The sequence below is a fragment of the Arthrobacter rhizosphaerae genome, from assembly GCF_023062595.1.
Taxonomy (GTDB): domain Bacteria; phylum Actinomycetota; class Actinomycetes; order Actinomycetales; family Micrococcaceae; genus Arthrobacter; species Arthrobacter rhizosphaerae.
In genome coordinates, this window is record NZ_JALLAN010000001.1 from 373,653 (window position 1) to 394,058 (window position 20,406).

19 protein-coding genes and 1 pseudogene are annotated in these 20,406 nt (G+C 61.6%); 15 read left to right on the forward strand and 5 right to left on the reverse strand.

Features of this window, described 5'->3' with window-relative positions; translation table 11 throughout:
- Nucleotides 1-49: 49 nt before the first annotated feature.
- The 6 genes and pseudogenes from MU551_RS01875 (at nt 50) to MU551_RS01900 (ending at nt 5,972) form a co-directional block, all read left to right on the forward strand.
- Nucleotides 50-724 carry an HAD-IA family hydrolase gene (locus tag MU551_RS01875; RefSeq protein WP_247040433.1) on the forward strand — a complete coding sequence of 225 codons (675 nt, stop codon included), beginning with the start codon at nt 50-52 and terminating at the stop codon, nt 722-724.
- A 1,258-nt stretch (nt 725-1,982) separates the two neighbouring features.
- Entirely contained in the window at nt 1,983-2,312 is a 330-nt protein-coding gene (locus MU551_RS01880; RefSeq protein WP_247040434.1) for a hypothetical protein, read from the forward strand.
- A 21-nt stretch (nt 2,313-2,333) separates the two neighbouring features.
- Nucleotides 2,334-2,870, forward strand: coding sequence for a hypothetical protein (locus tag MU551_RS01885; protein ID WP_247040435.1), 537 nt, complete (start codon nt 2,334-2,336; stop codon nt 2,868-2,870).
- A gap of 818 nt (nt 2,871-3,688) precedes the next feature.
- Nucleotides 3,689-4,636, forward strand: a pseudogene (locus MU551_RS01890) (ComEC/Rec2 family competence protein); the annotation flags it as partial.
- Complete coding sequence (holA, locus tag MU551_RS01895; protein ID WP_247040583.1) at nt 4,633-5,586, forward strand: DNA polymerase III subunit delta; 954 nt, start codon at nt 4,633-4,635, stop codon at nt 5,584-5,586. The pseudogene MU551_RS01890 and the gene holA, both read left to right, overlap by 4 nt.
- A 236-nt stretch (nt 5,587-5,822) precedes the next feature.
- Nucleotides 5,823-5,972: a hypothetical protein gene (locus MU551_RS01900; protein ID WP_247040437.1), complete on the forward strand. Its 150-nt coding sequence runs from the start codon at nt 5,823-5,825 to the stop codon at nt 5,970-5,972.
- Between the two features lie 78 nt (nt 5,973-6,050).
- Here MU551_RS01900 and rpsT read toward each other — a convergent pair whose 3' ends face one another.
- The gene (gene rpsT / locus MU551_RS01905) at nt 6,051-6,311 is read right to left on the reverse strand and encodes a 30S ribosomal protein S20 (protein ID WP_247040438.1); all 261 of its coding nucleotides are present in this window, start codon (nt 6,309-6,311) and stop codon (nt 6,051-6,053) included.
- 168 nt (nt 6,312-6,479) lie between these two features.
- Entirely contained in the window at nt 6,480-7,103 is a 624-nt protein-coding gene (locus MU551_RS01910; protein ID WP_247040439.1) for a type II toxin-antitoxin system PemK/MazF family toxin, read from the reverse strand.
- Nucleotides 7,104-7,323: 220 nt separating this feature from the next.
- Here MU551_RS01910 and lepA point away from each other — a divergent pair, with 220 nt between their 5' ends.
- The gene (gene lepA / locus MU551_RS01915) at nt 7,324-9,177 is read left to right on the forward strand and encodes a translation elongation factor 4 (RefSeq protein WP_247040440.1); all 1,854 of its coding nucleotides are present in this window, start codon (nt 7,324-7,326) and stop codon (nt 9,175-9,177) included.
- Nucleotides 9,178-9,213: 36 nt separating this feature from the next.
- A complete protein-coding gene (gene hemW / locus MU551_RS01920; protein ID WP_247040441.1) occupies nt 9,214-10,443 on the forward strand; it encodes a radical SAM family heme chaperone HemW in 1,230 nt (409 codons plus the stop codon).
- 25 nt (nt 10,444-10,468) lie between these two features.
- On the opposite strand, the gene MU551_RS01925 is transcribed toward hemW, so the two are convergent.
- A complete protein-coding gene (locus MU551_RS01925) occupies nt 10,469-10,888 on the reverse strand; it encodes a DUF4870 domain-containing protein (protein ID WP_247040442.1) in 420 nt (139 codons plus the stop codon).
- 129 nt (nt 10,889-11,017) lie between these two features.
- On the reverse strand, nt 11,018-11,869 hold the full coding sequence (locus tag MU551_RS01930) for a DUF3097 domain-containing protein (RefSeq protein ID WP_247040584.1): 852 nt from the start codon (nt 11,867-11,869) through the stop codon (nt 11,018-11,020).
- 263 nt (nt 11,870-12,132) lie between these two features.
- Here MU551_RS01930 and hrcA point away from each other — a divergent pair, with 263 nt between their 5' ends.
- The 3 genes from hrcA (at nt 12,133) to MU551_RS01945 (ending at nt 15,169) form a co-directional block, all read left to right on the forward strand.
- A complete protein-coding gene (hrcA, locus tag MU551_RS01935) occupies nt 12,133-13,152 on the forward strand; it encodes a heat-inducible transcriptional repressor HrcA (protein ID WP_247040443.1) in 1,020 nt (339 codons plus the stop codon).
- A gap of 95 nt (nt 13,153-13,247) precedes the next feature.
- Nucleotides 13,248-14,372, forward strand: a complete 1,125-nt coding sequence (gene dnaJ, locus MU551_RS01940) for a molecular chaperone DnaJ (RefSeq protein ID WP_247040444.1) — start codon at nt 13,248-13,250, stop codon at nt 14,370-14,372.
- A 2-nt stretch (nt 14,373-14,374) separates the two neighbouring features.
- On the forward strand, nt 14,375-15,169 hold the full coding sequence (locus tag MU551_RS01945) for a 16S rRNA (uracil(1498)-N(3))-methyltransferase (protein WP_247040445.1): 795 nt from the start codon (nt 14,375-14,377) through the stop codon (nt 15,167-15,169).
- 34 nt (nt 15,170-15,203) lie between these two features.
- Here the strand turns inward: MU551_RS01945 and MU551_RS01950 are convergent, their stop codons facing one another.
- Complete coding sequence (locus MU551_RS01950; RefSeq protein WP_247040446.1) at nt 15,204-16,151, reverse strand: GerMN domain-containing protein; 948 nt, start codon at nt 16,149-16,151, stop codon at nt 15,204-15,206.
- 319 nt (nt 16,152-16,470) lie between these two features.
- Here MU551_RS01950 and MU551_RS01955 point away from each other — a divergent pair, with 319 nt between their 5' ends.
- Genes MU551_RS01955 through era form a run of 4 tightly spaced genes read left to right on the forward strand, consistent with a single transcriptional unit; the run spans nt 16,471 to nt 20,300 of the window.
- Nucleotides 16,471-17,559 (forward strand): PhoH family protein, encoded by a 1,089-nt coding sequence (locus MU551_RS01955; protein WP_247040447.1) that lies wholly within the window; start codon nt 16,471-16,473, stop codon nt 17,557-17,559.
- Nucleotides 17,556-18,029, forward strand: coding sequence for an rRNA maturation RNase YbeY (ybeY, locus tag MU551_RS01960; RefSeq protein WP_247040448.1), 474 nt, complete (start codon nt 17,556-17,558; stop codon nt 18,027-18,029). The genes MU551_RS01955 and ybeY overlap by 4 nt, the downstream gene beginning before the upstream one ends.
- Nucleotides 18,026-19,357, forward strand: a complete 1,332-nt coding sequence (locus tag MU551_RS01965; protein ID WP_247040449.1) for a hemolysin family protein — start codon at nt 18,026-18,028, stop codon at nt 19,355-19,357. The genes ybeY and MU551_RS01965 overlap by 4 nt, the downstream gene beginning before the upstream one ends.
- A complete protein-coding gene (era, locus tag MU551_RS01970) occupies nt 19,341-20,300 on the forward strand; it encodes a GTPase Era (protein WP_247040450.1) in 960 nt (319 codons plus the stop codon). The genes MU551_RS01965 and era overlap by 17 nt, the downstream gene beginning before the upstream one ends.
- Nucleotides 20,301-20,406 lie beyond the last annotated feature (106 nt).

Genomic DNA, 20,406 nt, shown 5'->3' on the forward strand with positions numbered 1-20,406 from the left:
CAATCAACAACCCGCAGCAAAATACAAAACAACCAGGAACGGATTAATCATGGCAGACACGAACTTCCGGCCGAAGTACATCTCTTATGATGTCTACGGCACGCTGATCAACTTCAACATCTATCCCACCACCCAGCGCCTGCTCGCTGGCCGCATCCCGGACGAGCAGTGGTTGGCCTTTAAGAGGGTGTTCCGTGCCTACCGGTTCGACGAGGTCAATGGCAACTACAAGCCCTACGTGGAGATTCTTCAAAGTGCCTTTGACCGCGCATGCAAGAGGTTCGGCATTGGGCCGACTCCCGGTGCCGGGGCAGAGTTGGCTGAAGCTGTGCGCAACGCCGTTGCCCACGAGGACGTGCCGGCTGCCCTGAAGCTCCAGGGCGACAACTACAAGCTGGTGGCTCTGTCCAACGCTGACGACAGCTTCCTGGACATCAGCATTCCCAAGCTAGGTGCAGAGTGGCACGCCGTGTTTACCGCTGAACAGGCCGGGGCGTACAAGCCGCGCCTACAGGCGTTTGAGTACATGCTGGACACCCTGGACGCCAAGCCGGAGGACTTCCTGCATGTCTCCTCGCACCCCCTGTACGACCACATACCGATGTACAACCTGGGTTTCCGGGATCTTGTAATGCTGGACCGTAGCGCAGAACCCTTCGCCGACGGCTACAACATCACCACCGTGAAGTCCCTTGACGAGCTGAACAAGCACCTCGGCCTCTAAACCCGGGCCAAGATCCAAGAGCGTCAGTTAGGTCACAGTTGCGGGAAGTCACCCGCACATCAATGTCTCAGACACTCGAACCTCCGCCTCCGTTGGAGACGTTCTACCCGGCCGGACCTGTTGGAGCTCCAACAGGTCCGGCTGACTTTAAAGCCAGGGCTCCGACTTCCGGGTACGGTTCATGTGCCGGCCCTGTCAAAGCGACAGCTGTGCTGCCTTCCGCAACAGCTAATTCCCTTCGACGACGGACAATGCGTAGCGCTGGGCCTTGGGGCCACGTCAACGGCCACACCTTGGTCGTGGATGGCCGGCATTTCACTCGCATGACCTCCCCTCCAATCCCAATCGCACGGCAGTCGGTAGTTGAGGTGGCCACCCAACACCGGAACGAAGCTGGATCCGATTCGCGCAATGACTCGCCACTGCAACGGCTGGAATGTGAGCCGTCATGCATCTACTGCCGTTCTGAACCGGACTAGCCGAATTGTGCGACCAACAAACTGCCGGGGTCTGCCTGCCGCAACCCGGGAGGTTTCGGTTACAAGTCACATTGAAAGATGAGCACGCGAAATCCCTAAATCCGGTCTAATGGCTCGAGCGACCGCACGCTATCCCGGAGGAACTACTCCGCCGCGGTGATGCTCACCGGACAACGAATCCGACACCTACACAGCACTTCCGCTGAGAGCTGTCAGACCTTCCCCCGTTCATTTTCAAGAGCCGATAGTGGACCTACCCTGCGGTCACAGCTGTCCGGGAGCGAGTGCTACCGGTCATCGGGATAGGAATTAACTCTGGTCTGCTGCGTCAAGAAAGAAAGGATCCGTTGATGAGCCATAAGGTTGTGAAATTCATCACAACAGGGGACATTGTGGCACAGTCGCAGAGTGCGAAGCGCAGGATCTACACTCTTGAGCCGGTAATTGAGAAGTAAGATGGCAGCCTCGAGGAGCTCTCCGCGGACTTCTGGTCGTTCTTCCTGAAGCACGTGGCTAGCCTCGAGCCGGCGCGATGCAGACTCAAGATATACGTCGGAAGTACGTTGGAGAGACCCGGTCGGAAGTCTCACCGTCCGAGGATTATCTCTACATCGGCAAACCTCGCGGGAGCGCAGACTGGCCGGATATCAGTGACTCCAATGGCGTTGTTACGACGCTAAACCTGGGTAGCGGAGCTGATGCACTCATCGAACCGGCATACAAGTGCCGGTCTCCGGCACAACATATGTGGCTGTGCTTCGGACGATTTTGGAAACGCGATGAGGAAAATACAGGATCTGGGCGCCGGGGGAGTATCGGTTGACCTGACAGTGAGTTTCGGGAACGCCGAGCCTGATCATTTTTATGCCGAACAGGTGGCAAATCAGGTGCGGGCAATTGTCGGAAAAGTGCCGCTGAAATCGGCACAAGCCACTCTGCTCACCACCGATGCAGATGGACGCTCCAAGCGCGAAAAGATCGACTTCCTCAAGGATCGCGTCACGGGTAGCGAGTACGTTGGGACATCAGAGGATGAACCTGCGACGCCCGGGGTTGTTCTGTCCGCGATGTCTGAGGCCATCCGTAAGTTCAGGACGTCCCTCGGGTAGCTTGCCGTGCGAGGAGGAGCCATGCAGTGGCTTAGAAGCAAAGTCCAAGATCATCCCCTCTATGTCTCCCTGTCGATCTTTGCCGCCGTGGCGGCACAAGCAGCGCTTACGTGGCTGGATCAGTTACCTAACATGTGGGCAGGGACCTTGGCTCAGGAGGACTCCGTCACGGTGACGCTATTCTTGGGAACTGCTGCGGCCGCTGCGATTCTGGCTGGGTTTGCCGGCGTGGTCGTAGTTTTCGGATTGACCGCCGACGGTGACAGGTTTAGAGTCTTCAGGCTGGAGGCGGGTAAGAGCCTCCGTGGCAACTGGACTTCGACATCATTGGCAGGGTTCGCGGCCGCAGGTTTGAGCCTGGGTGCTGCCATCACAGTCGTCAATGGGCCGGATGTCGCTGCGCCCTGGCTTTTCGAACTCTCACTCCTTCTTATGGCCCACGGGGCCCCGAGGACCGTTTGGATCTTGAGAGAGCTCATTATCGTCGTTCGGAACGAAGACAGGGTAAGGCACTCGCCAGGTAAACGAAAGGACGTTTCGATAACGCGCAGCGGCTGAGGACGCACAAGGAAAAGCGCCCGGCCCAGAAGGAGGGACTGTCCAGCTCACCAGTCCGGAGGGGCGACATGTGCCCGCCCCGTCGGGGAGTCCTCATCGGGGAAGCTCGGCGGCGGCCGAGCTCGGCCAGGCCGGGGGAGGCGGTGCGAGGATCCATTCCAGGTCGGCCAAATTCAGCGCAACATTGCGGAGCCGGCGACTCCATCGCAGTGCCGGAGTTCGCCAACACATGAGCATGTGGTGGCGAGGGCGATATCGGCGTGCTGGCACGGATCTGAAGCTCGCTTTTCGCTCATTTACGAGCACATCACCGTACCGATACACACTCCTCCGGGAGCAGGCAAGACTAAGTACGATCGGTGGGGCGGCGAATTTCGCCCGATCGCGACGCCGCGCCACGGTGACCATTCGAGCCTGCCCACTTGGACTCCCGGGCGACAACATTTCGGGAGACAATCGGCGGCGCACTGTTGACGGCGGCTCTGCCGGACTCAGGTGATCGTGACCGAGCTCGAGCCCCGTCCCACGCGATGATCATCCATGTGCCCGATCACTCGTCCGTCAGACGGACGCTGGTTGGTTGAGCTAGTACGATGCGACCTAGGCCTGCCGACCCACCTCGTTCTTGAACGTTCGTCAATCAAGTTCCTCTCACATGGTCTCGCGCAGGGTCGCTATCGTCCTCCGGTCAAGCTCGGCCCGGTCGACTTGATCGCCGCCCCAGGGGCCTATTAAATGCCGAGAACCTTGCCTGAACGGGGGAGACGCGGGCCCGAACCGACCCATCTCCAGTTTTAACATTCACTGGAGCCAACTGCAGCCTCGTCCTCGGGGCGCTGCTTCTGGTGGCCCGCAGTCTCCGTCTGCCACGCGGGATAGCGGCGGGATGCGCGCTGGGTGGCCTCGGCTTTTTCGTCCTTGTAGTGGGACCGGACGCCAGCGTCCTCCGGGCAGCCCTCATGGGCTCGATCGGACTGATGGCGCTGGCCGGGGGGAGACCGGGCCGGGGACTCAGTTTCCTATGCCTGGCGGTGATCGGCTTGCTGCTGGTTGATCCCGCACTCGGATCCAGTTACGGGTTTATCCTGTCAGTTCTTGCCACGCTGGGCATCGTGACAATCGGGCAGCAACTCGTCAAGTGGACGCCCAGGATTGTGCCGCGATGGGCGGCTGCGGGGCTGGCTGTTCCCTTATCAGCACAGCTCCTTTGCAGCCCGGTGATTGTCCTGTTGCAACCCCAGTTCTCGCCATACGCCCTGACTGCCAACATCGTTGCTTCACCGTTCGTCGGTCCCGTCACCATACTGGGAACCGCGGCCGTGCCCCTGCTGCCTCTTGCCCCGCTGCCCGGCGGGATACTGGTTTTCAACGCCGGGTTCTTCGCCAACTGCGTCGCTGGCACGGCCCGGTTCTTCGCATCCTTGCCGGGAGCCTCATTGCCGTGGCCGGAAGGAATATTCGGGCTCTCCACAATGGTTATCCTGTCCTGTCTCGGCATTCCGGGAATGTGGCTGGTATTCCATCCTCTGAGTGCCGGAAAGAAGCTGCTGCTTGTCCATGCTGCCCTCGTGGGGTACCTGGACCGGCTGGCCGGTGCAGGTCCTTTCCCGTTCAATAACAGCAGGTCCCGGTTGGGCTTGGTGGCGCGGAGACTGCGTGGCAGGCTTAGAGTCCGCAGAATTATTTCCGGGAGGAACCAAGAGTGGCCGCAACCCAGGCATCGTCCAGAACGCCGGCGTCGAATACGGCAACCTGGCGGGACGTGACACCGACAGGCGTGGTACTGATCTCCGGCCCAGAAGAATATCTGGGAACGCGGGCAATGGACAGAATCCGTTCTCTGGTGAGGGCTGCGGAACCGGACGTTGAAGTCACCCGTCTGGACGCCGGCAGCTACGAAGCAGGTTCCCTGGCAATGAATGTGAGCCCGTCGCTGTTCGGGGAGCAAAAACTCATTGAGGTCGATGGGCTCGAGTCCATGAATGACGCGTTCCTTGCGGATGCGTTGGCCTATCTGGCCCATCCGGAGCCCGATGCTGTCCTGGTATTGCGCCACGGCGGCGGAAACCGCGGCAAGAAGCTGCTCGACGCAGTGAAGTCGGCAGGATGGCCCACCGTGGACTGCCAGCCCCTCAAGAAAGAGGCGGATAAGACCGCCTTTGTGGTGGCGGAGTTCAAAGCAGCCTCCCGCCGGATCGAGCCCGCAGCAGTCCAGGCCCTCGTAAACGCGGTTGGCGCCAGTTTGGCAGAGCTGGCAGCGGCGTGCAGCCAGCTGATTTCCGATGCCGCTACGGCGGTGGATGCGGACATGATTGACCGCTACTACGGTGGTCGCGTTGAGGCCTCTGCCTTCAAAGTCGCCGATGCGGCGATGGCAGGGAACGCGCCGCTGGCCCTGTCCACGCTGCGGCACGCCCTCGCTACGGGTGCGGATCCGGTGCCTTTGGTGGCCGCCCTCGCAGCGAAGCTTCGCACCCTGGCTAAGGTAGCCGGTGCTCAGGGCTCATCCGCCCAGGTGGCCAGGCAGCTGGGAATGCAACCGTGGCTGGTGGAGCAGGCACAGCGGGACGTCCGTCGCTGGACTCCCGAAGGCCTTATCCGGTCCATCCAGGTCACCGCAGAGGCAGATGCCCAGGTGAAAGGGCTGTCGCGGGATCCCGTCTATGCCGTCGAGCATGCCGTGACAGTTGTGGCCACATCTGTTCGCCGCGGCTAATCGGGGTGGCATCTTGGCGGTTTTCGTACACGCCCAGCACATAGTCGCGAGGCCATAGATCCGGACCCCCATGCGGTGTTTTCAACGACGTTCCTGAACATTTGGCGCAACAGGCAGGTGACAAGGAGCGCGACCAGCAAGGTGCATGGATGTCACGGCCCTGGCCCGGTCAGGGGCATCCGGCCGTGCCCACCAGAGCACTGCTGTGCCGTGGCGACTGGTTCTTTCCAGCATTCATGAGACGCCAAGTACACCAGCGACTTGGCGTCGAATCGTGGGAAGTTCCAGGGGGTTACTACGCCACCCTGAGCCATCCAGACGCTGTTGCTGCTGCGCTGAACGACTTCGCCCAAAAGATCGCTCAAACACAGGGCAAGAGGATTTGAGGACCAGCCGCTTAAACGGATATGGTCGGCACCCGGAGGTGCCGACCATAATCATCAGTTCAGGTGAACTGGAAAACCTTAGAGTGCGTTGACCTTTTTGGAGATCGCCGACTTGCGGTTTGCAGCGTTGTTCTTGTGAAGAACGCCCTTGCTGACAGCCTTGTCCAGTTTGCGACCGGCAGTTGCCAGCGCAGCGGCAGCGGCATCCTTGTCAGTGGACTCAACGGCGGTGTTGACCGCGCGGATGGCGGTCTTCAGCTCGGACTTGACTGCGTTGTTGCGCAGGCGAGCCTTCTCGTTAGTCAGGATGCGCTTCTTCTGGGACTTGATATTAGCCACGTGTGAACTCTCTTTTTAATGCGGAAATGGTCTAGAGGGCTTTCAGATTGGCCATTGACTGAGCGGCGTGGGGATACCTATGGCGGCCAACCATCAGTGGCCGTCGACCTGCACGGACACACAGCTATAAATATTAGCAGATTGGCTGAACCTGTGGCGATTCCTGGACTAGTTCCAGCCGTGTCGCGCCCTGAGTGCGTCAGCCACCATAACGAAACTGCCGGCGTCGATGATGGCACCCTCGCGGCGAATGTCCCTGGGGTTGATCTGGAGGATGCGGTCAAGCCTCGCTTCGCTGGGCCGCCATTGCCGGTCCCAGCTTCCAGGGCCAAGGTCAACGTAGTCGCCGCTCCGGCGATGGTCCTTTCCATGATCCTTGGTGGTGAGCATAACTCCCAGAAGATAACGCCCATGGCTGCCAATCAACAGCACCGGGCGGTCTTTGCCCCGCGAGTGGTCCTCTTCAAACGGGACCCAGGTCCAGATCACTTCTCCGGGGTCCGGTTTGCCGTCGGGGGAGGGGGCATACCGCAGGTGGGCGGTGCCGGTGAAGTCGCCGCTATAAGGAGCAGAAAGCCCTGAGGAAGGGTTGAAGGTGGCGCGTTTGATAGCAGAGGGCTTCACGGGTGCTGCTGCCCCTCGCCGGTGATCCTTCCTGACGGGAGCCGCACCTCTGACGGGAGCCGCCCCGCGCGTTCCCTTTTTCCCGGCAGGCGCCTGCCCGCGCAGCCCTTCCAGAAGCCGCAGGGATGAACGGACGATTGCGCCTAATGAGCGGAAGTTCAGGGCCATGGAGAAAACCATACCTTCGTGGGGTCATGGGCGCCGCCCCAGTCTTGCCGGTGCCGTGAGAGGTGCCGGTGCATCCTTCCCGGATAGGATGCACCGCAGAACCGCCGAACGTGGGAGACTATAACTTCAGAGAAGTGGCAGGCGGCCGGACAAATTGCAGCCGTCGTGCTCCCTGGAAGCCATCAGTATCGCCAACAGAAGCCAACAGTAAGGACCCTGCGTGTCTCCCATGGCCCGCACCGCACCGGTGCCCGCCGCGACAGATCCGGCCATCATCCGGAACTTCTGCATCATTGCCCACATTGACCACGGTAAATCCACCCTGGCCGACCGCATGCTGCAGTACACCGGCGTCGTTCAATCCCGCGACATGAAGGCCCAGTATCTGGACCGTATGGACATCGAACGCGAGCGCGGCATCACCATCAAGTCCCAGGCTGTGCGCATGCCCTGGGAACTGGACGGTGCCAGCTATGCGCTGAACATGATCGATACTCCAGGCCACGTTGACTTCACCTACGAGGTATCGCGTTCCTTGGCCGCCTGCGAAGGCGCAGTGCTCCTCGTGGACGCGGCGCAGGGCATTGAAGCCCAGACCCTCGCCAACCTCTACCTGGCGATGGAAAACAACCTCACCATCATCCCGGTCCTCAACAAGATCGACCTTCCGGCGGCGCAGCCGGAGAAGTATGCTGCCGAGCTTGCCAACCTGATCGGCGGCGATCCCGATGAAGTGCTGCGCGTCTCCGGTAAGACCGGTGCCGGCGTGGAAGCCCTGCTGGACAAGATCGTCCGTGATCTGCCGGCCCCCGTGGGCGATCCGAACGCCCCGGCCCGAGCCATGATTTTCGACTCGGTCTACGACACCTACCGGGGCGTAGTGACGTACGTCCGAGTCGTGGACGGCATGCTGCATCCGCGGGAGAGGATCCAGATGATGTCCACGCGTGCAACTCACGAGCTTTTGGAAATCGGTGTGAGCTCCCCGGAGCCCACACCCTCCAAGGGCCTGGGCGTCGGCGAGGTCGGCTACCTGATTACGGGTGTGAAGGACGTCCGCCAGTCCAAGGTCGGAGACACCGTCACCAACCTTGCCAAGCCGGCTGCGGAATCACTCAGCGGCTATGCGGATGCCAAGCCCATGGTCTTCTCCGGGCTGTACCCGTTGGACGGCACGGACTATCCGGTGCTGCGCGATGCGCTCGAGAAGCTGATGCTCAACGATGCCGCTCTGGTGTACGAGCCGGAGACATCCGCCGCATTGGGCTTCGGATTCCGTGTGGGTTTCCTGGGCCTGCTGCACCTGGAAATCACGCGTGAGCGGCTCGAACGCGAATACAACCTTGACCTGATCTCCACAGCTCCCAACGTGGAATACGAGGTCACCCTGGAGGACAAGAGGGTGGTCCACGTGACCAACCCCAGCGAGTATCCCACCGGGAAGATCGCAGAGGTCCGCGAGCCGATGGTCTCCGCCACCATCCTCGCGCCGAACGAGTTCGTCGGAGCCATCATGGAACTGTGCCAAAGCCGGCGCGGCATCATGGGCGGCATGGACTACCTCTCCGAGGACCGCGTGGAAATCCGGTACCGTCTGCCTCTTGCCGAAATCGTCTTTGATTTCTTCGACATCCTCAAATCCAAGACCCGAGGTTACGGGTCGCTGGACTGGAAGGCCGACGGCGAACAGGTTGCCGATCTGGTCAAGGTGGACATCATGCTCCAGGGCGAACAGGTGGATGCATTCTCCGCCATCACCCACCGCGACAAGGCCTACGCCTATGGCGTGATGATGACTGGCAAGCTCCGCGAACTCATCCCCAGGCAGCAGTTCGAGGTTCCGATCCAGGCAGCCATCGGCTCCAGGATCATCGCACGTGAAAGCATCCGGGCCATCCGCAAGGACGTACTGGCCAAATGCTACGGCGGTGACATCTCCAGGAAGCGCAAATTGCTGGAGAAGCAAAAGGAAGGCAAGAAGCGCATGAAGATGGTGGGCCGCGTGGAGGTCCCCCAGGAAGCATTCATCGCCGCCCTGACCACAGACGAGTCCAAGGACAAGGCCAAGAAGTAGTGAACACAGCGTCCGGCAACACCGGAGGCCCCTGCAATGCCTAGCACCCTTCCCCTCGGCGACCCCGCGCCGTCGGACGGCCTGCTGCCCGCCCAGGCAGTGGAAGGTGCGGCGGAGCGGGCGTTCGGTCTGTACGTCCATATTCCGTTCTGCGCCGTCCGCTGTGGCTATTGCGACTTCAACACGTACACTGCCACCGAACTTGGTGGGGGCGCGTCTCAGGATGCCTACGCCGGCACTGCAATCTCCGAAGTGCAGTTGGCGGGCCGTGCGTTGATGCAGTCCGGACTCCCCGCCAGGAGGCTCAGCACAGTGTTCTTCGGCGGGGGCACGCCTACCCTGCTTCCCGCGGATGACCTTGCCCTGATCCTTCGTGCTGCCATCGATCAGTGGGGGATCGAGGACGGCGCGGAAGTCACTACCGAAGCGAACCCCGATTCGGTAACCCCTGAGTCTCTTGCAATCCTCAAGGCAGCCGGGTTCACCCGGGTCTCGTTCGGCATGCAATCCGCGGTTCCGCACGTATTGAAGGTCCTCGACCGGACGCATACGCCCAGCAGGGTGCCGCAGGTGGTGCAATGGGCGCGGGAGGCCGGGCTCGCTGTCAGCCTGGACCTCATCTACGGTACGCCGGGTGAATCGCTGGATGACTGGCAACATTCATTGGAGACGGCCCTGTCCTACCAGCCCGACCACATCAGCGCCTATGCGCTGATCGTAGAGGACGGCACCAAACTTGCCGCCCAGATCCGCCGTGGCGAGGTCCCTGGAATCGACGACGACGACCACGCCGACAAGTATGAACTCGCCGACCAGCTGATCACCGAAGCCGGTCTCAGCTGGTATGAGGTCAGCAACTGGGCCCGCACGCCGGAGCAGGCCTGCCGCCATAACCTTGCCTACTGGCGCGGTGACGACTGGTGGGGAGTGGGACCCGGAGCGCACTCACATGTGGGCGGAGTGCGATGGTGGAACGTCAAACACCCCACAGCGTACGCTGGACGCCTTGGGCAGGGACTGTCCCCGGCAGCCGGACGGGAGACCCTCGACGCCGGAACACGCAGCGTGGAGCGCATCATGCTGGAGGCGAGGCTGTCCTCAGGCCTGGACGTCGAAGCTCTGGATGCCGCCGGGCGCCGTGCCGTTGCCGGCCTGATAGCCGACGAGCTGGTCGATGCACCAGCCGCTTTTCAGGGGCGGCTGGTCCTGACTCTCAAGGGTCGGTTGCTTGCTGACGCCGTGGTTCGACGCGTCCTGCCGGACTAGTCAGGCAGGCGCCGCTCTGCCGGGGCTACTTGATCCACCGCAGATTGAACGGGTAGCGGTGCGGCTGACCCCGGTTGACATGGATCCCGGCGGCCACGGCAAAGCAGGTCAGGGCGATCCAGATCCCGGTGGCAAGCACAGCGAAGAGATTGCCGACCACGGGAAGCATGACCAGTATGTTGGCGATTACTGCGGCAATGGTGGGAGGAAGCGTAAAGTTCAGGGCTTCTTTGGATTCCTGGGCGGTAAAGGGACCCCGCTCTTTGAAGATCAGGTAGATCAGCAGTGAAGGTACGCACCCGAGGATGCCGCCGAAGTGCGCCAGTGTTGCCCATTGACGGTCCTCGCTGGCGGTCAACGGCAGCGCGTTGGCTGGAACACCATGGTACTGGGACTGACCCTGGCTGCCATGGTCGTCCCTGTGTTCACGTGCGTCTTCTGCCACGGTTACGTCCTTTGGATTGCAGTGGTGCGTTGGTGCCTGGATAGCAGGGGAGGCTTGCAAGAAGCCACCGCCGTTCCAAGAATACTGGTTTCCGTCCGGCTTCGCGGGGTAGCCTCGGCGCGCCGGTTGCTAGGGAGCTGTCAGGAAATCGATGACCTCTTCCACACGGCCCAGGAGTGATGGTTCAAGATCGGCATAAGTCCGCACTGCGCCGAGGAGTTTTTGCCACCCGAGGCCGATGTCTTCCTTTGTGGAGTGGGGCCAGCCAAAGGCGGCCAGAATACCTGTCTTCCAGTCCATGCCACGCGGGATCGCGGGCCACTGCTCTATTCCAAGGACACCGGGCCGGATTGCCTGCCATACGTCAACGTAGGGGTGTCCGACGATCAGCACGTTTCCTGCCGCCCCCGGCGATGACATTACCGACTGTGCAATCCGGGACTCCTTGGAACCGGCTACAAGGTGGTCCACCAGCACCCCGAGACGCCGGTTGGGTCCGGGTTGGAACGCGGCCACCGCGCCTGCCAGGTCATCAATGCCGTGGAGGGGTTCGACGACGATCCCTTCGATCCTGAGGTCATCACCCCAAACTTTCTCCACCAGTTCGGCGTCGTGCTTTCCTTCCACCCAGATGCGGCTTGCTTTGGCGACCTGCGCACGTTGGCCCTCTACGCGGACCGAGCCGGAGGCCGTCCGCTGGGGACCGGCGGAAGCGGCGTCTTTGCGGGGCGCCGGCGGGAGCAACCGGATGGGTTGACCTTCCAGCAGGAAGCCGAAGCCCAGGCGGAAGGACCGTGACTTACCCCGGCGGTCCTCGAGGGCCACAACGTGCATTCCACCGGACTTTTCAACCCTGGTGACGGCTCCTACCCATCCGGACTGGACGTCTTCGAGGACCATTCCACGTTCCACCGGAACGCAAGGGAGCTCACGTTTGGCGGGCACCGTGATGTCCTGCGGGCCCCAGTCCTGGTATGTCATCGCCACTCTGCTTTTCACTTGGAATCCGCTCGTGGCCTCGGGAATCTGCACGCGCCGGTTCACTGCGGGAGTTTCGCCCGGAGCGGTACCAATGCTAACAACGCGTTGAGTCATATTAGACTGGTTAGCACTGAGGCATGTCGAGTGCTAACCGCGGAACTCCGTCGTGACGTGGAGCCCGACAATTAAGCGTCGTGAGGTTGAACGCGGACCTCGAGCCGACAGCACAGACATTTGGGCGGACAGCAGATCGGAGGTGGACAGTGAGCGAACCACGCAAACTTGAAGTGTTGCGTGCCATCGTGGAGGACTATGTCCATTCACGTGAACCAGTGGGCTCGAAAGCCCTCGTGGAACGGCACCATCTGGGAGTGTCCAGTGCGACCATCCGCAATGACATGGCTGCGTTGGAGGATGAAGGCCTCATCACCGCACCCCACACAAGCGCCGGCCGCATACCCACGGACAAGGGCTACCGGCTGTTTGTCGACCAGATTTCTGCCGTCAAACCTCTCTCACAGGCAGAACGCCGGGCCATCCAGTCCCTCCTGGAGGGATCTGACGATCTCGACGACGTCCTCGAGCGCACCGTCCGCCTGCTGTCGCAGCTGACCAACCAGGTTGCTGTGGTGCAGTACCCGCACCTGAGCCGGGCGCTGGTGCGCCACATAGAATTCGTCCTGCTGGCACCGCGGCAGGTTCTGATCGTGCTGATTGCTGATACCGGGAAAGTGGACCAGCGGGTTATCGACGCGGGGCAGGATCTGGGCGATGAAGTCTTGGCTGCCCTGCGCACCCGGTTCCTCATGGGCCTGTCCGGCACACCCCTGAGCCAACTGCCCCACGTTCTCCCCAGCGTGGTTGCCTCCTGCGAACCGTCCCGCCGTAACGTGGCACAGGCCTTGGCCCGTGGACTCGAAGGACTCGCCCACAGCAGCCGCGAGGAACGCATGGTCATGGCTGGAACAGCCAACCTGGCCAGGTCCAACGTGGACTTCCCCCTGAGTATCGGCCCCGTTCTGGAAGCACTGGAGGAACAGGTGGTGATGTTGCGCCTGCTCAGCGAGATGGCTCAGGATCCGCGGGGGGTTACCGTGAGCATCGGTCGCGAGAACCCGTACGACGGCCTGGCGGAGGCCTCCGTGGTGGCCACCGGATACGGGCCTGACTCAAGTTCCAAGATCGGGGTTCTCGGCCCGACACGGATGGATTACCCCACCAGCATGGCCGCCGTCAGAGCCGTCGCCCGCTACCTTTCCAGGATCCTCGGCCCCGGGGGCTGACGGTCCCACCCGATTCTGCGCCCGCACCTGAGGCGCCGCGTTCGTAGACAGCGCGTTCCTATCACAGGCAGTACAACCAGGAAGAGACACAAACTTTGAGCAGCCATTACGACGTCCTTGGAGTCTCACCGGAGGCCACCGGCGAAGAAATCAAGAAGGCCTACCGGAAGCTTGCACGTACCCTGCACCCGGATGTGAACCCTGGTCCTGATGCCTCCGACAAGTTCAAGGCCGTGACCCACGCCTACGAGGTGCTCTCGGACCCCCAAAAACGCCGTGTGTATGACACCACAGGCAACGAGAACGGTACGGACAACGGCTTCGGCGGCGGTTATGCCGGCCAGGGCTTCGCATTCCAGGACATTTTTGACACCTTCTTCGGTGCCGGCGGTTCCGCAGGACCTGCCTCCCGCGTGCGCCGGGGGCAGGATGCCCTCATCAGCGTCCGCATCGACCTGCGCGATGCAGTATTCGGCGTCAATAAAAAGCTCGAAGTGGACACGGCGGTCCTCTGCCCGAGCTGCGAGGGCTCGTGCTGCCGTCCGGGCACCCACCCGGTCCGCTGCGACATCTGCGGCGGAAGCGGACAAGTGCAGCGCGCCGTCCGCTCCATCCTGGGACAGGTCATGACCGCGGCTCCCTGCGGCTCCTGCGAAGGGTTTGGAACGATCATCAAAGACCCTTGCAATGAGTGCAACGGCCAGGGCAGGATCCGGAGCCGCCGCTCCATGACCGTCAAGGTCCCCGCGGGCGTGGCTACCGGAACAAGGATCCAGTTGTCCGGCCAGGGCGAAGCAGGTCCCGCAGGCGGCCCCTCCGGCGATTTGTACGTGGAAATCAGGGTCAACGCGGACTCCACATACCTGCGCGAAGGCGACGACCTTCACGCCACCCTCAATATCCCCATGACGGCCGCTGCCCTCGGCACCGAAATCACCCTGGAGACTTTCGACGGCGAGCAGGAGATCGACGTCAAGGCAGGCACTCAGTCCGGCGAGATCATTACGCTCCGCGGCCTTGGAGTCACCCACCTGCGGGGATACGGCCGCGGCGACCTCAAGGTGCACCTGCAGGTTGAAACACCGACCAGGCTCGATCCCGCACAGGAGGAGCTGCTCAGGAAACTCGCCAAGCTCCGGGGTGAACAGTTCACTGAAGGCAAACTTGCCGCCAGCGGCGGGGTTTTTGCGAAGCTGCGGGACAGGTTCGGTAACCTGTAGCAGTGAGCAACCCGGTCTTTTTTACCCTTGCAGGAACCCTCGACGGACAGCAACCGGGGTCACAGTTTGTCCTCGAGGGCCCTGAGGCCCGTCACGCTGTTACGGTCAAACGGCTTGCGGTGGGGGAGCCAGTGGATATTGCGGATGGTTCCGGAAAACGAATGACCGGAATTGTCACCTCCGCCGCTCCGTCTGCGCTTACCGTCGAATGCAGGGCATTGGAGGTTGAGGACCGGCCCGGTATCCGGCTGGTCCTTGTGCAGGCCCTGGCGAAAGGGGACCGTGACGAGCTTGCTGCGGAGACCGCCACTGAGCTCGGGATCGATGCCGTTATTCCCTGGCAGTCAGAACGCTCAATTGTCCGATGGAAAGGCGAGCGTGCGGCAAAGGCCCATGCCAAATGGCAATCCGTGGTGACAGCAGCTGCCAAGCAGGCGCGAAGGGCGTGGATCCCCGAAGTACGCGACGCCGTCGACACTGCCGCTCTGCAGCGGACTGTCTCGGCGGCTGACCTAGCCATCATTCTGCATGAGGACGCTGTGCGGCCCCTGCGGCAGGTCCTGGAAAGCTGGCACAATTCCAACCCTGACCTTGAACTCAGAGATGGTGCCGACGGCGCCGGGGCCAGGGAAGTACTGCTGATTGTGGGGCCGGAGGGTGGAATCAGTCCGCGGGAGGTGACCAAGCTATGCGACGCCGGGGCAGTAACAGCCTTGCTGGGCAACCATGTCTTGCGGTCCTCCACGGCTGGCCCTGCCGCTACAGTCCTGGCCAGCGACGTGCTGGGACGCTGGTAACAGCAGCTGTTGACTGTGGCAGCTGCGCGCAGCCTTAGCGGACGATGAAGCCGCGGCTGTCCACGTTGACTTCGGAGTCGCCTTGCACGGACAGGATCCGGGACACCCGAAGTTCGTACTTGCCCGGGCCGAGGTTGACCGACAAACCAAAGATCCCCGATTGGGAAGGGTCTGCGGAAGCGGTAACTTCCCCGCTGAGATACGAGGTTTTGTCGCTGTTTCCCTCCACCCGGAGGATGCGCCAGCGCAGCTTGTTGCCGGGGCTCGTGCTTCGACCGTTGATCTTCACGACGCCCTCGGGAAATTCAGTTCCCTCCTGCGGATCGATGATCCAAACAGGCGCCACCATTCCGGTACTCCGGGACATGGGAGTACCGAGCCGTATGTGGTCAAAGCCGAGATAGCCGGTATGACCGTCCACGAGCACTACAACCTGCAACTGCTGATTGGTGTCAATCAGGCCGGCGCTGGCGCCTGCCGCCGTTGCCGTGTAGACAAGCTGCTGGATAGCGCGATCGGCCGTGTCAGCGTCAAGGTTGCTGTTGAAGGCGTCGGGTGAGACGTCCACCGTGATGACGTTCTTCCCCGAAATGGAGGTGGCCAGCTCCTTCGGATTTTGCCAGGGAGTGAAAAAGTCAGGGTCCATGGGTTCTTCCGACATCATGGCCCGGAGGGCGCTGGTGACGGGGTTCTCCTGGGCCGGGACGTCCCGGAACTCCCGGTAAAGGAAGAAGTCCTCGTTGCTCTTGCCCACCCAGTAGACGGGAGCCTTGTTCGATGCCTGTGTTGTCTCGAGGGGGGCACTCGTGGTTGGTATGTCCCCGGTGGCGGGAGCCGACGTCGACTGGTCCGCCGTACCGCCGTTGGTGGGGGCGGGCTGCGGATCGGCAATACAGCCGGAAAGGGTCAAGGCGAGCCCAAGCACCAACGGCAGGAGGGCAGCGCGAAGGTGCCTCTTTCCTGTCGCGTGCCTATCCATCATGTGGCTCTTTCCCATAGTTCGTTGTGTCGGCAGTACCCGCAAGCGTGTCTTGGTTACCGCCATTTCCAGCATTACATACGGCTGTCCGCAGCCTCTCAGGATTACCTCCCAAGCCCGTAACTGCAACGGGAACGATATGAGGACGATACGAAGTTGATATCTAATTTCGGGAACACGTCACGGAACTGTAGCCGCGGTCACGTCAGCGCTGCGTGGGGGACGCGGGTCTGGCGTAAGATAAGAAGACTCGGCTGACGCCGGGAGTTGCCGACCCAACGATTCCAAACTGGAGGGGACCAGAGGCCTGCGGGCCATCATTATGACTGAAGCAGCGAACGGAAGGTCCCGGACCAGCGCCGGCGAACGGACCCCCAGCGAATTTCCCCATACCCTTCCGGGCATCCGGACAGAGGTTATTGTTTTTGACAATTCAGAACAGATGGTTCAGTCACTCGGCAGCCATGACGAAGCGCTGCGTTTCATCGAGGACCAGTTCCCCGGCGTCGATTTCCACGTTCGCGGTAACGAACTGTCCTTCAGTGGACCCTCCGATGACGTTCCCCGGATCCTCCGTCTGCTGAACGAAGTCAACGGGCTGGTGGCCAGGGGAACGGTTATCACTCCGGCAGTCCTTCAACAGCTCGTTTCGCTGCTCCGGACCCAGTCGCTGCAGAACCCCGTTGAGGTGTTGACCCACAACATCCTGTCAAGCAGGGGAAGGACCATCCGGCCTAAAACCCTGAACCAGAAAAACTACGTGGACGCCATCGATGCCAACACGGTGATTTTTGGTATCGGCCCGGCGGGCACTGGCAAGACTTACCTGGCCATGGCCAAGGCGGTCCAGGCCCTTCAGCAGAAGGAAGTCACCCGGATCATCCTCACCAGGCCTGCCGTGGAGGCAGGGGAGCGTCTGGGATTCCTGCCGGGAACCCTTAGCGACAAGATCGATCCGTACCTGCGCCCCCTGTATGACGCCCTGCACGACATGATCGACCCCGAGTCCATCCCTCGGCTCATGGCTGCGGGAACCATCGAAGTGGCACCCCTGGCCTACATGCGCGGGCGGACGCTCAATGACGCCTTCATCATTCTTGACGAGGCGCAGAACACCACCCCCGAGCAGATGAAGATGTTCCTCACGCGCCTTGGGTTCGGCTCCAAAATGGTGGTGACCGGAGATGTCACGCAGGTGGACCTTCCGTTCGGCACCCGCTCGGGGCTGCGGATCGTCGAAGAGATTCTGCACGGTATCGACGACGTCAACTTTTCAGTGCTGGACTCCTCCGACGTCGTGAGGCACCGGCTCGTCGGTGACATCGTGAATGCGTACAGCATTTGGGACGAAGTCCAGCGGAACCGGGTCAAGCACACGGTGCCCCGCGAGAAGCGCGGGGACCATTCATGAGCATAGAGATCAACAACGAGTCCGGCGTGAAGGTTGACGAGGAGCAGCTCGTGGCACTTTCACGCTACATTTTCGAGCGTCTGTTCATTCATCCCCAAGCCGAGCTGTCGGTGCTGCTTGTGGACGAAGAAGCCATGGAAAAGCTGCACATCGAGCTCATGGATGAACCCGGTGCCACCGATGTCCTCTCGGTACCGATGGATGAGCTGACTCCAGGCACACCGGATAAGCCCACGCCCCAAGGGATGCTGGGCGACATCGCCATCTGTCCCCAGGTGGCTGAAGTCCAGGCACGCAATGCAGGCCATTCGACGCAGGATGAAATGTTGCTCCTCGCCACCCACGGGATCCTCCACCTGCTGGGGTACGACCACGAGGACCCTGAGGAAAAGGCTGAGATGTTTGGCCTGCAGCGCGAGCTTTTGACCGGCTTTACCGGCAAAGAGGCCCCGGCAGAGACGACTCAGTGACGCCCCTTATTCTTGTGGGCATGGCCGTGGTCTTCCTGGGCATGGCTGCCCTGCTCACGGCAGCAGAAGCCGCATTCAATTTCCTTCCCCGGCACGACGCAGAGCAGGCTCTGCTCAGGACCCGCAACCCCGCCCTGAAACGCATCCTGGCACAGCCCGTTTCGCACATCCGGGCATTACGCTTCTGGCGCGTCTGGTTCGAGATGGCGGCGGCTGTGGCCGTTGCTGTCCTGCTCCACAGCATTCTCGACAGCATCTGGCTCGCCGGGCTGGCTGCCACGGGCATCATGGCGGTTGTGGGCTTTGTCATCGTGGGCGTTTCGCCGCGCCAGCTTGGCCGCGTCCATTCGGGTGCATTGGTCAGGTTCACTGCGCCGCTGATCCGGTCCCTGTGCTGGGTGCTGGGTCCCATTCCCGGTTGGCTGGTGAAGCTGGGAAGCGCAGTGGCGCCTGGCTCCTCAAACGGCGACGAAGCCTTCTTCAGTGAAGAGGAATTCCGTGAGCTCGTGGACCGCGCCACCGAGTCGGACGTGATTGAGGATAACGAAGCTGAGCTCATCCAGTCCGTGTTCGATTTTGGTGACACCCTGGTCCGCGCCGTTATGGTTCCCCGGACCGACATTGTCAGCATCGACGCCGGCTCGAGCCTTCGGAGGGCAATGTCGCTCTTCCTGCGCTCGGGGTATTCAAGGATGCCGGTGATCCGCGACAACACCGATCAGATCCTGGGGATCATTTACCTGAAAGACGTCGCCGCTGCACTGCACGAACTCGGGCCGGGGGATGAACCGCGTACGGTGGACGACCTCGCCCGGGAAGTCCGGTACGTCCCGGAGTCCAAGCAGGTGAGTGATCTTCTCCGCGAACTGCAGAAGGAATCCACCCACGTTGCCATTGTGATTGATGAATACGGCGGCACCGCCGGCCTGGTGACGCTGGAGGACCTCATCGAGGAAATCGTGGGCGAAATCGTTGACGAATACGACACGGAGTCGGCCGAGGCCGTAGAGCTTGGGGATGGCAGCTACCGTGTCAGCGCCCGGATGAGCATAGATGACCTCGGTGAGCTGTTTGACATAGAACTCGACGACGACGAAGTGGACACCGTGGGTGGTCTGCTGGCTAAGGCCCTGGGGAGGGTTCCGATCGTTGGAAGCGCCGTGACGGTGGATGGTGTCTCGCTCCGGGCTGACCGCCTTGAGGGCCGCCGCAACCGGGTAAGCCACATCATTGCGGCTCCGGTGCCAAAGGAAGAAACTGACCATAACGAGCTTCTCGACGAGGCCGAATCAACGCAACAGGGAGTGCCACGTGAGCAAGCAGAATAAGGCCGATGCCGGGGACGCCTACGGCGGCTTCCGTGCCGGGTTCTCGGTATTGGTCGGGAGGCCCAACGCCGGCAAGTCAACACTGACCAACGCCCTGGTGGGTAAGAAGGTTGCCATCACTTCCGCCAAACCGCAGACAACACGGCACACCATCCGCGGCATAGTCCATCGTGAGGATGCGCAGTTGATCCTTGTGGACACACCAGGCCTTCACCGTCCCCGTACCCTGCTGGGCAAACGACTCAACGACCTCGTGGCCGATACCCTGGCCGAGGTCGACGCAATTGGTTTTTGCCTTCCTGCCAATGAGAAAATCGGCCCTGGCGACAAGTTCATCGCAGCCCAGCTTGCCGCCGTCGGAAAAAAGCCGATCATCGCGCTCGTAACGAAAGCCGACCTGGTAGACCGGCAGGCCCTGACAGAGCAATTGCTGGCCGTGGCCGCCCTGGGCAGGACTGTCCTGGGGGAGGAAGGCTGGAAAGACATCGTGCCTGTATCCGCAACAGACGGCTTCCAGGTCAGTACGGTCGCGGACGTCCTCATCAGCCACATGCCGCCGTCGCCTCCCCTCTACCCGGATGGCGAGCTGACGGACGAGCCGGAAGCAGTCATGGTGGCCGAACTCATCCGGGAGGCGGCCCTTGAAGGCGTCCGGGATGAACTTCCGCACTCACTGGCTGTTGTGGTGGACGAAATCGTTCCAAGGGAAGGCCGTCCGGAAGACAGTCCTTTCCTTGACGTACGGGTGAACCTGTACGTCGAGCGGCCGTCGCAAAAGGCCATCATCATTGGTAAGGGCGGTGCACGGTTGAGGGAGGTCGGCACCAACGCCCGCAAGGGAATCGAGGCGTTGCTGGGAACCCGGATTTACCTGGATCTCCATGTCAAGGTCGCCAAAGACTGGCAGCGGGATCCCAAACAATTGGTCAAGCTCGGTTTCTGACTCGTTCTGGAAAACAGCCGATACCAGCGCGGCGCTTCGTGCGCGCCCGGCTTTTTCCCAGTCTCAGCCCCTAAGATAGGGCGGATCATGTTTTTACAGGAAGGTA

Bases quoted from the DNA above. Each gene is read 5' to 3' on its own strand.
- MU551_RS01875 (WP_247040433.1), top strand. From the start codon at position 50: ATGGCAGACACGAACTTCCGGCCGAAGTACATCTCTTATGATGTCTAC.
- MU551_RS01880 (WP_247040434.1), top strand. From the start codon at position 1,983: ATGAGGAAAATACAGGATCTGGGCGCCGGGGGAGTATCGGTTGACCTG.
- MU551_RS01885 (WP_247040435.1), top strand. From the start codon at position 2,334: ATGCAGTGGCTTAGAAGCAAAGTCCAAGATCATCCCCTCTATGTCTCC.
- MU551_RS01900 (WP_247040437.1), top strand. From the start codon at position 5,823: ATGAGACGCCAAGTACACCAGCGACTTGGCGTCGAATCGTGGGAAGTT.
- MU551_RS01910 (WP_247040439.1), bottom strand. From the start codon at position 7,103: ATGGCCCTGAACTTCCGCTCATTAGGCGCAATCGTCCGTTCATCCCTG.
- hemW (WP_247040441.1), top strand. From the start codon at position 9,214: ATGCCTAGCACCCTTCCCCTCGGCGACCCCGCGCCGTCGGACGGCCTG.
- MU551_RS01930 (WP_247040584.1), bottom strand. From the start codon at position 11,869: ATGACATACCAGGACTGGGGCCCGCAGGACATCACGGTGCCCGCCAAA.
- MU551_RS01950 (WP_247040446.1), bottom strand. From the start codon at position 16,151: ATGATGGATAGGCACGCGACAGGAAAGAGGCACCTTCGCGCTGCCCTC.
- MU551_RS01955 (WP_247040447.1), top strand. From the start codon at position 16,471: ATGACTGAAGCAGCGAACGGAAGGTCCCGGACCAGCGCCGGCGAACGG.
- ybeY (WP_247040448.1), top strand. From the start codon at position 17,556: ATGAGCATAGAGATCAACAACGAGTCCGGCGTGAAGGTTGACGAGGAG.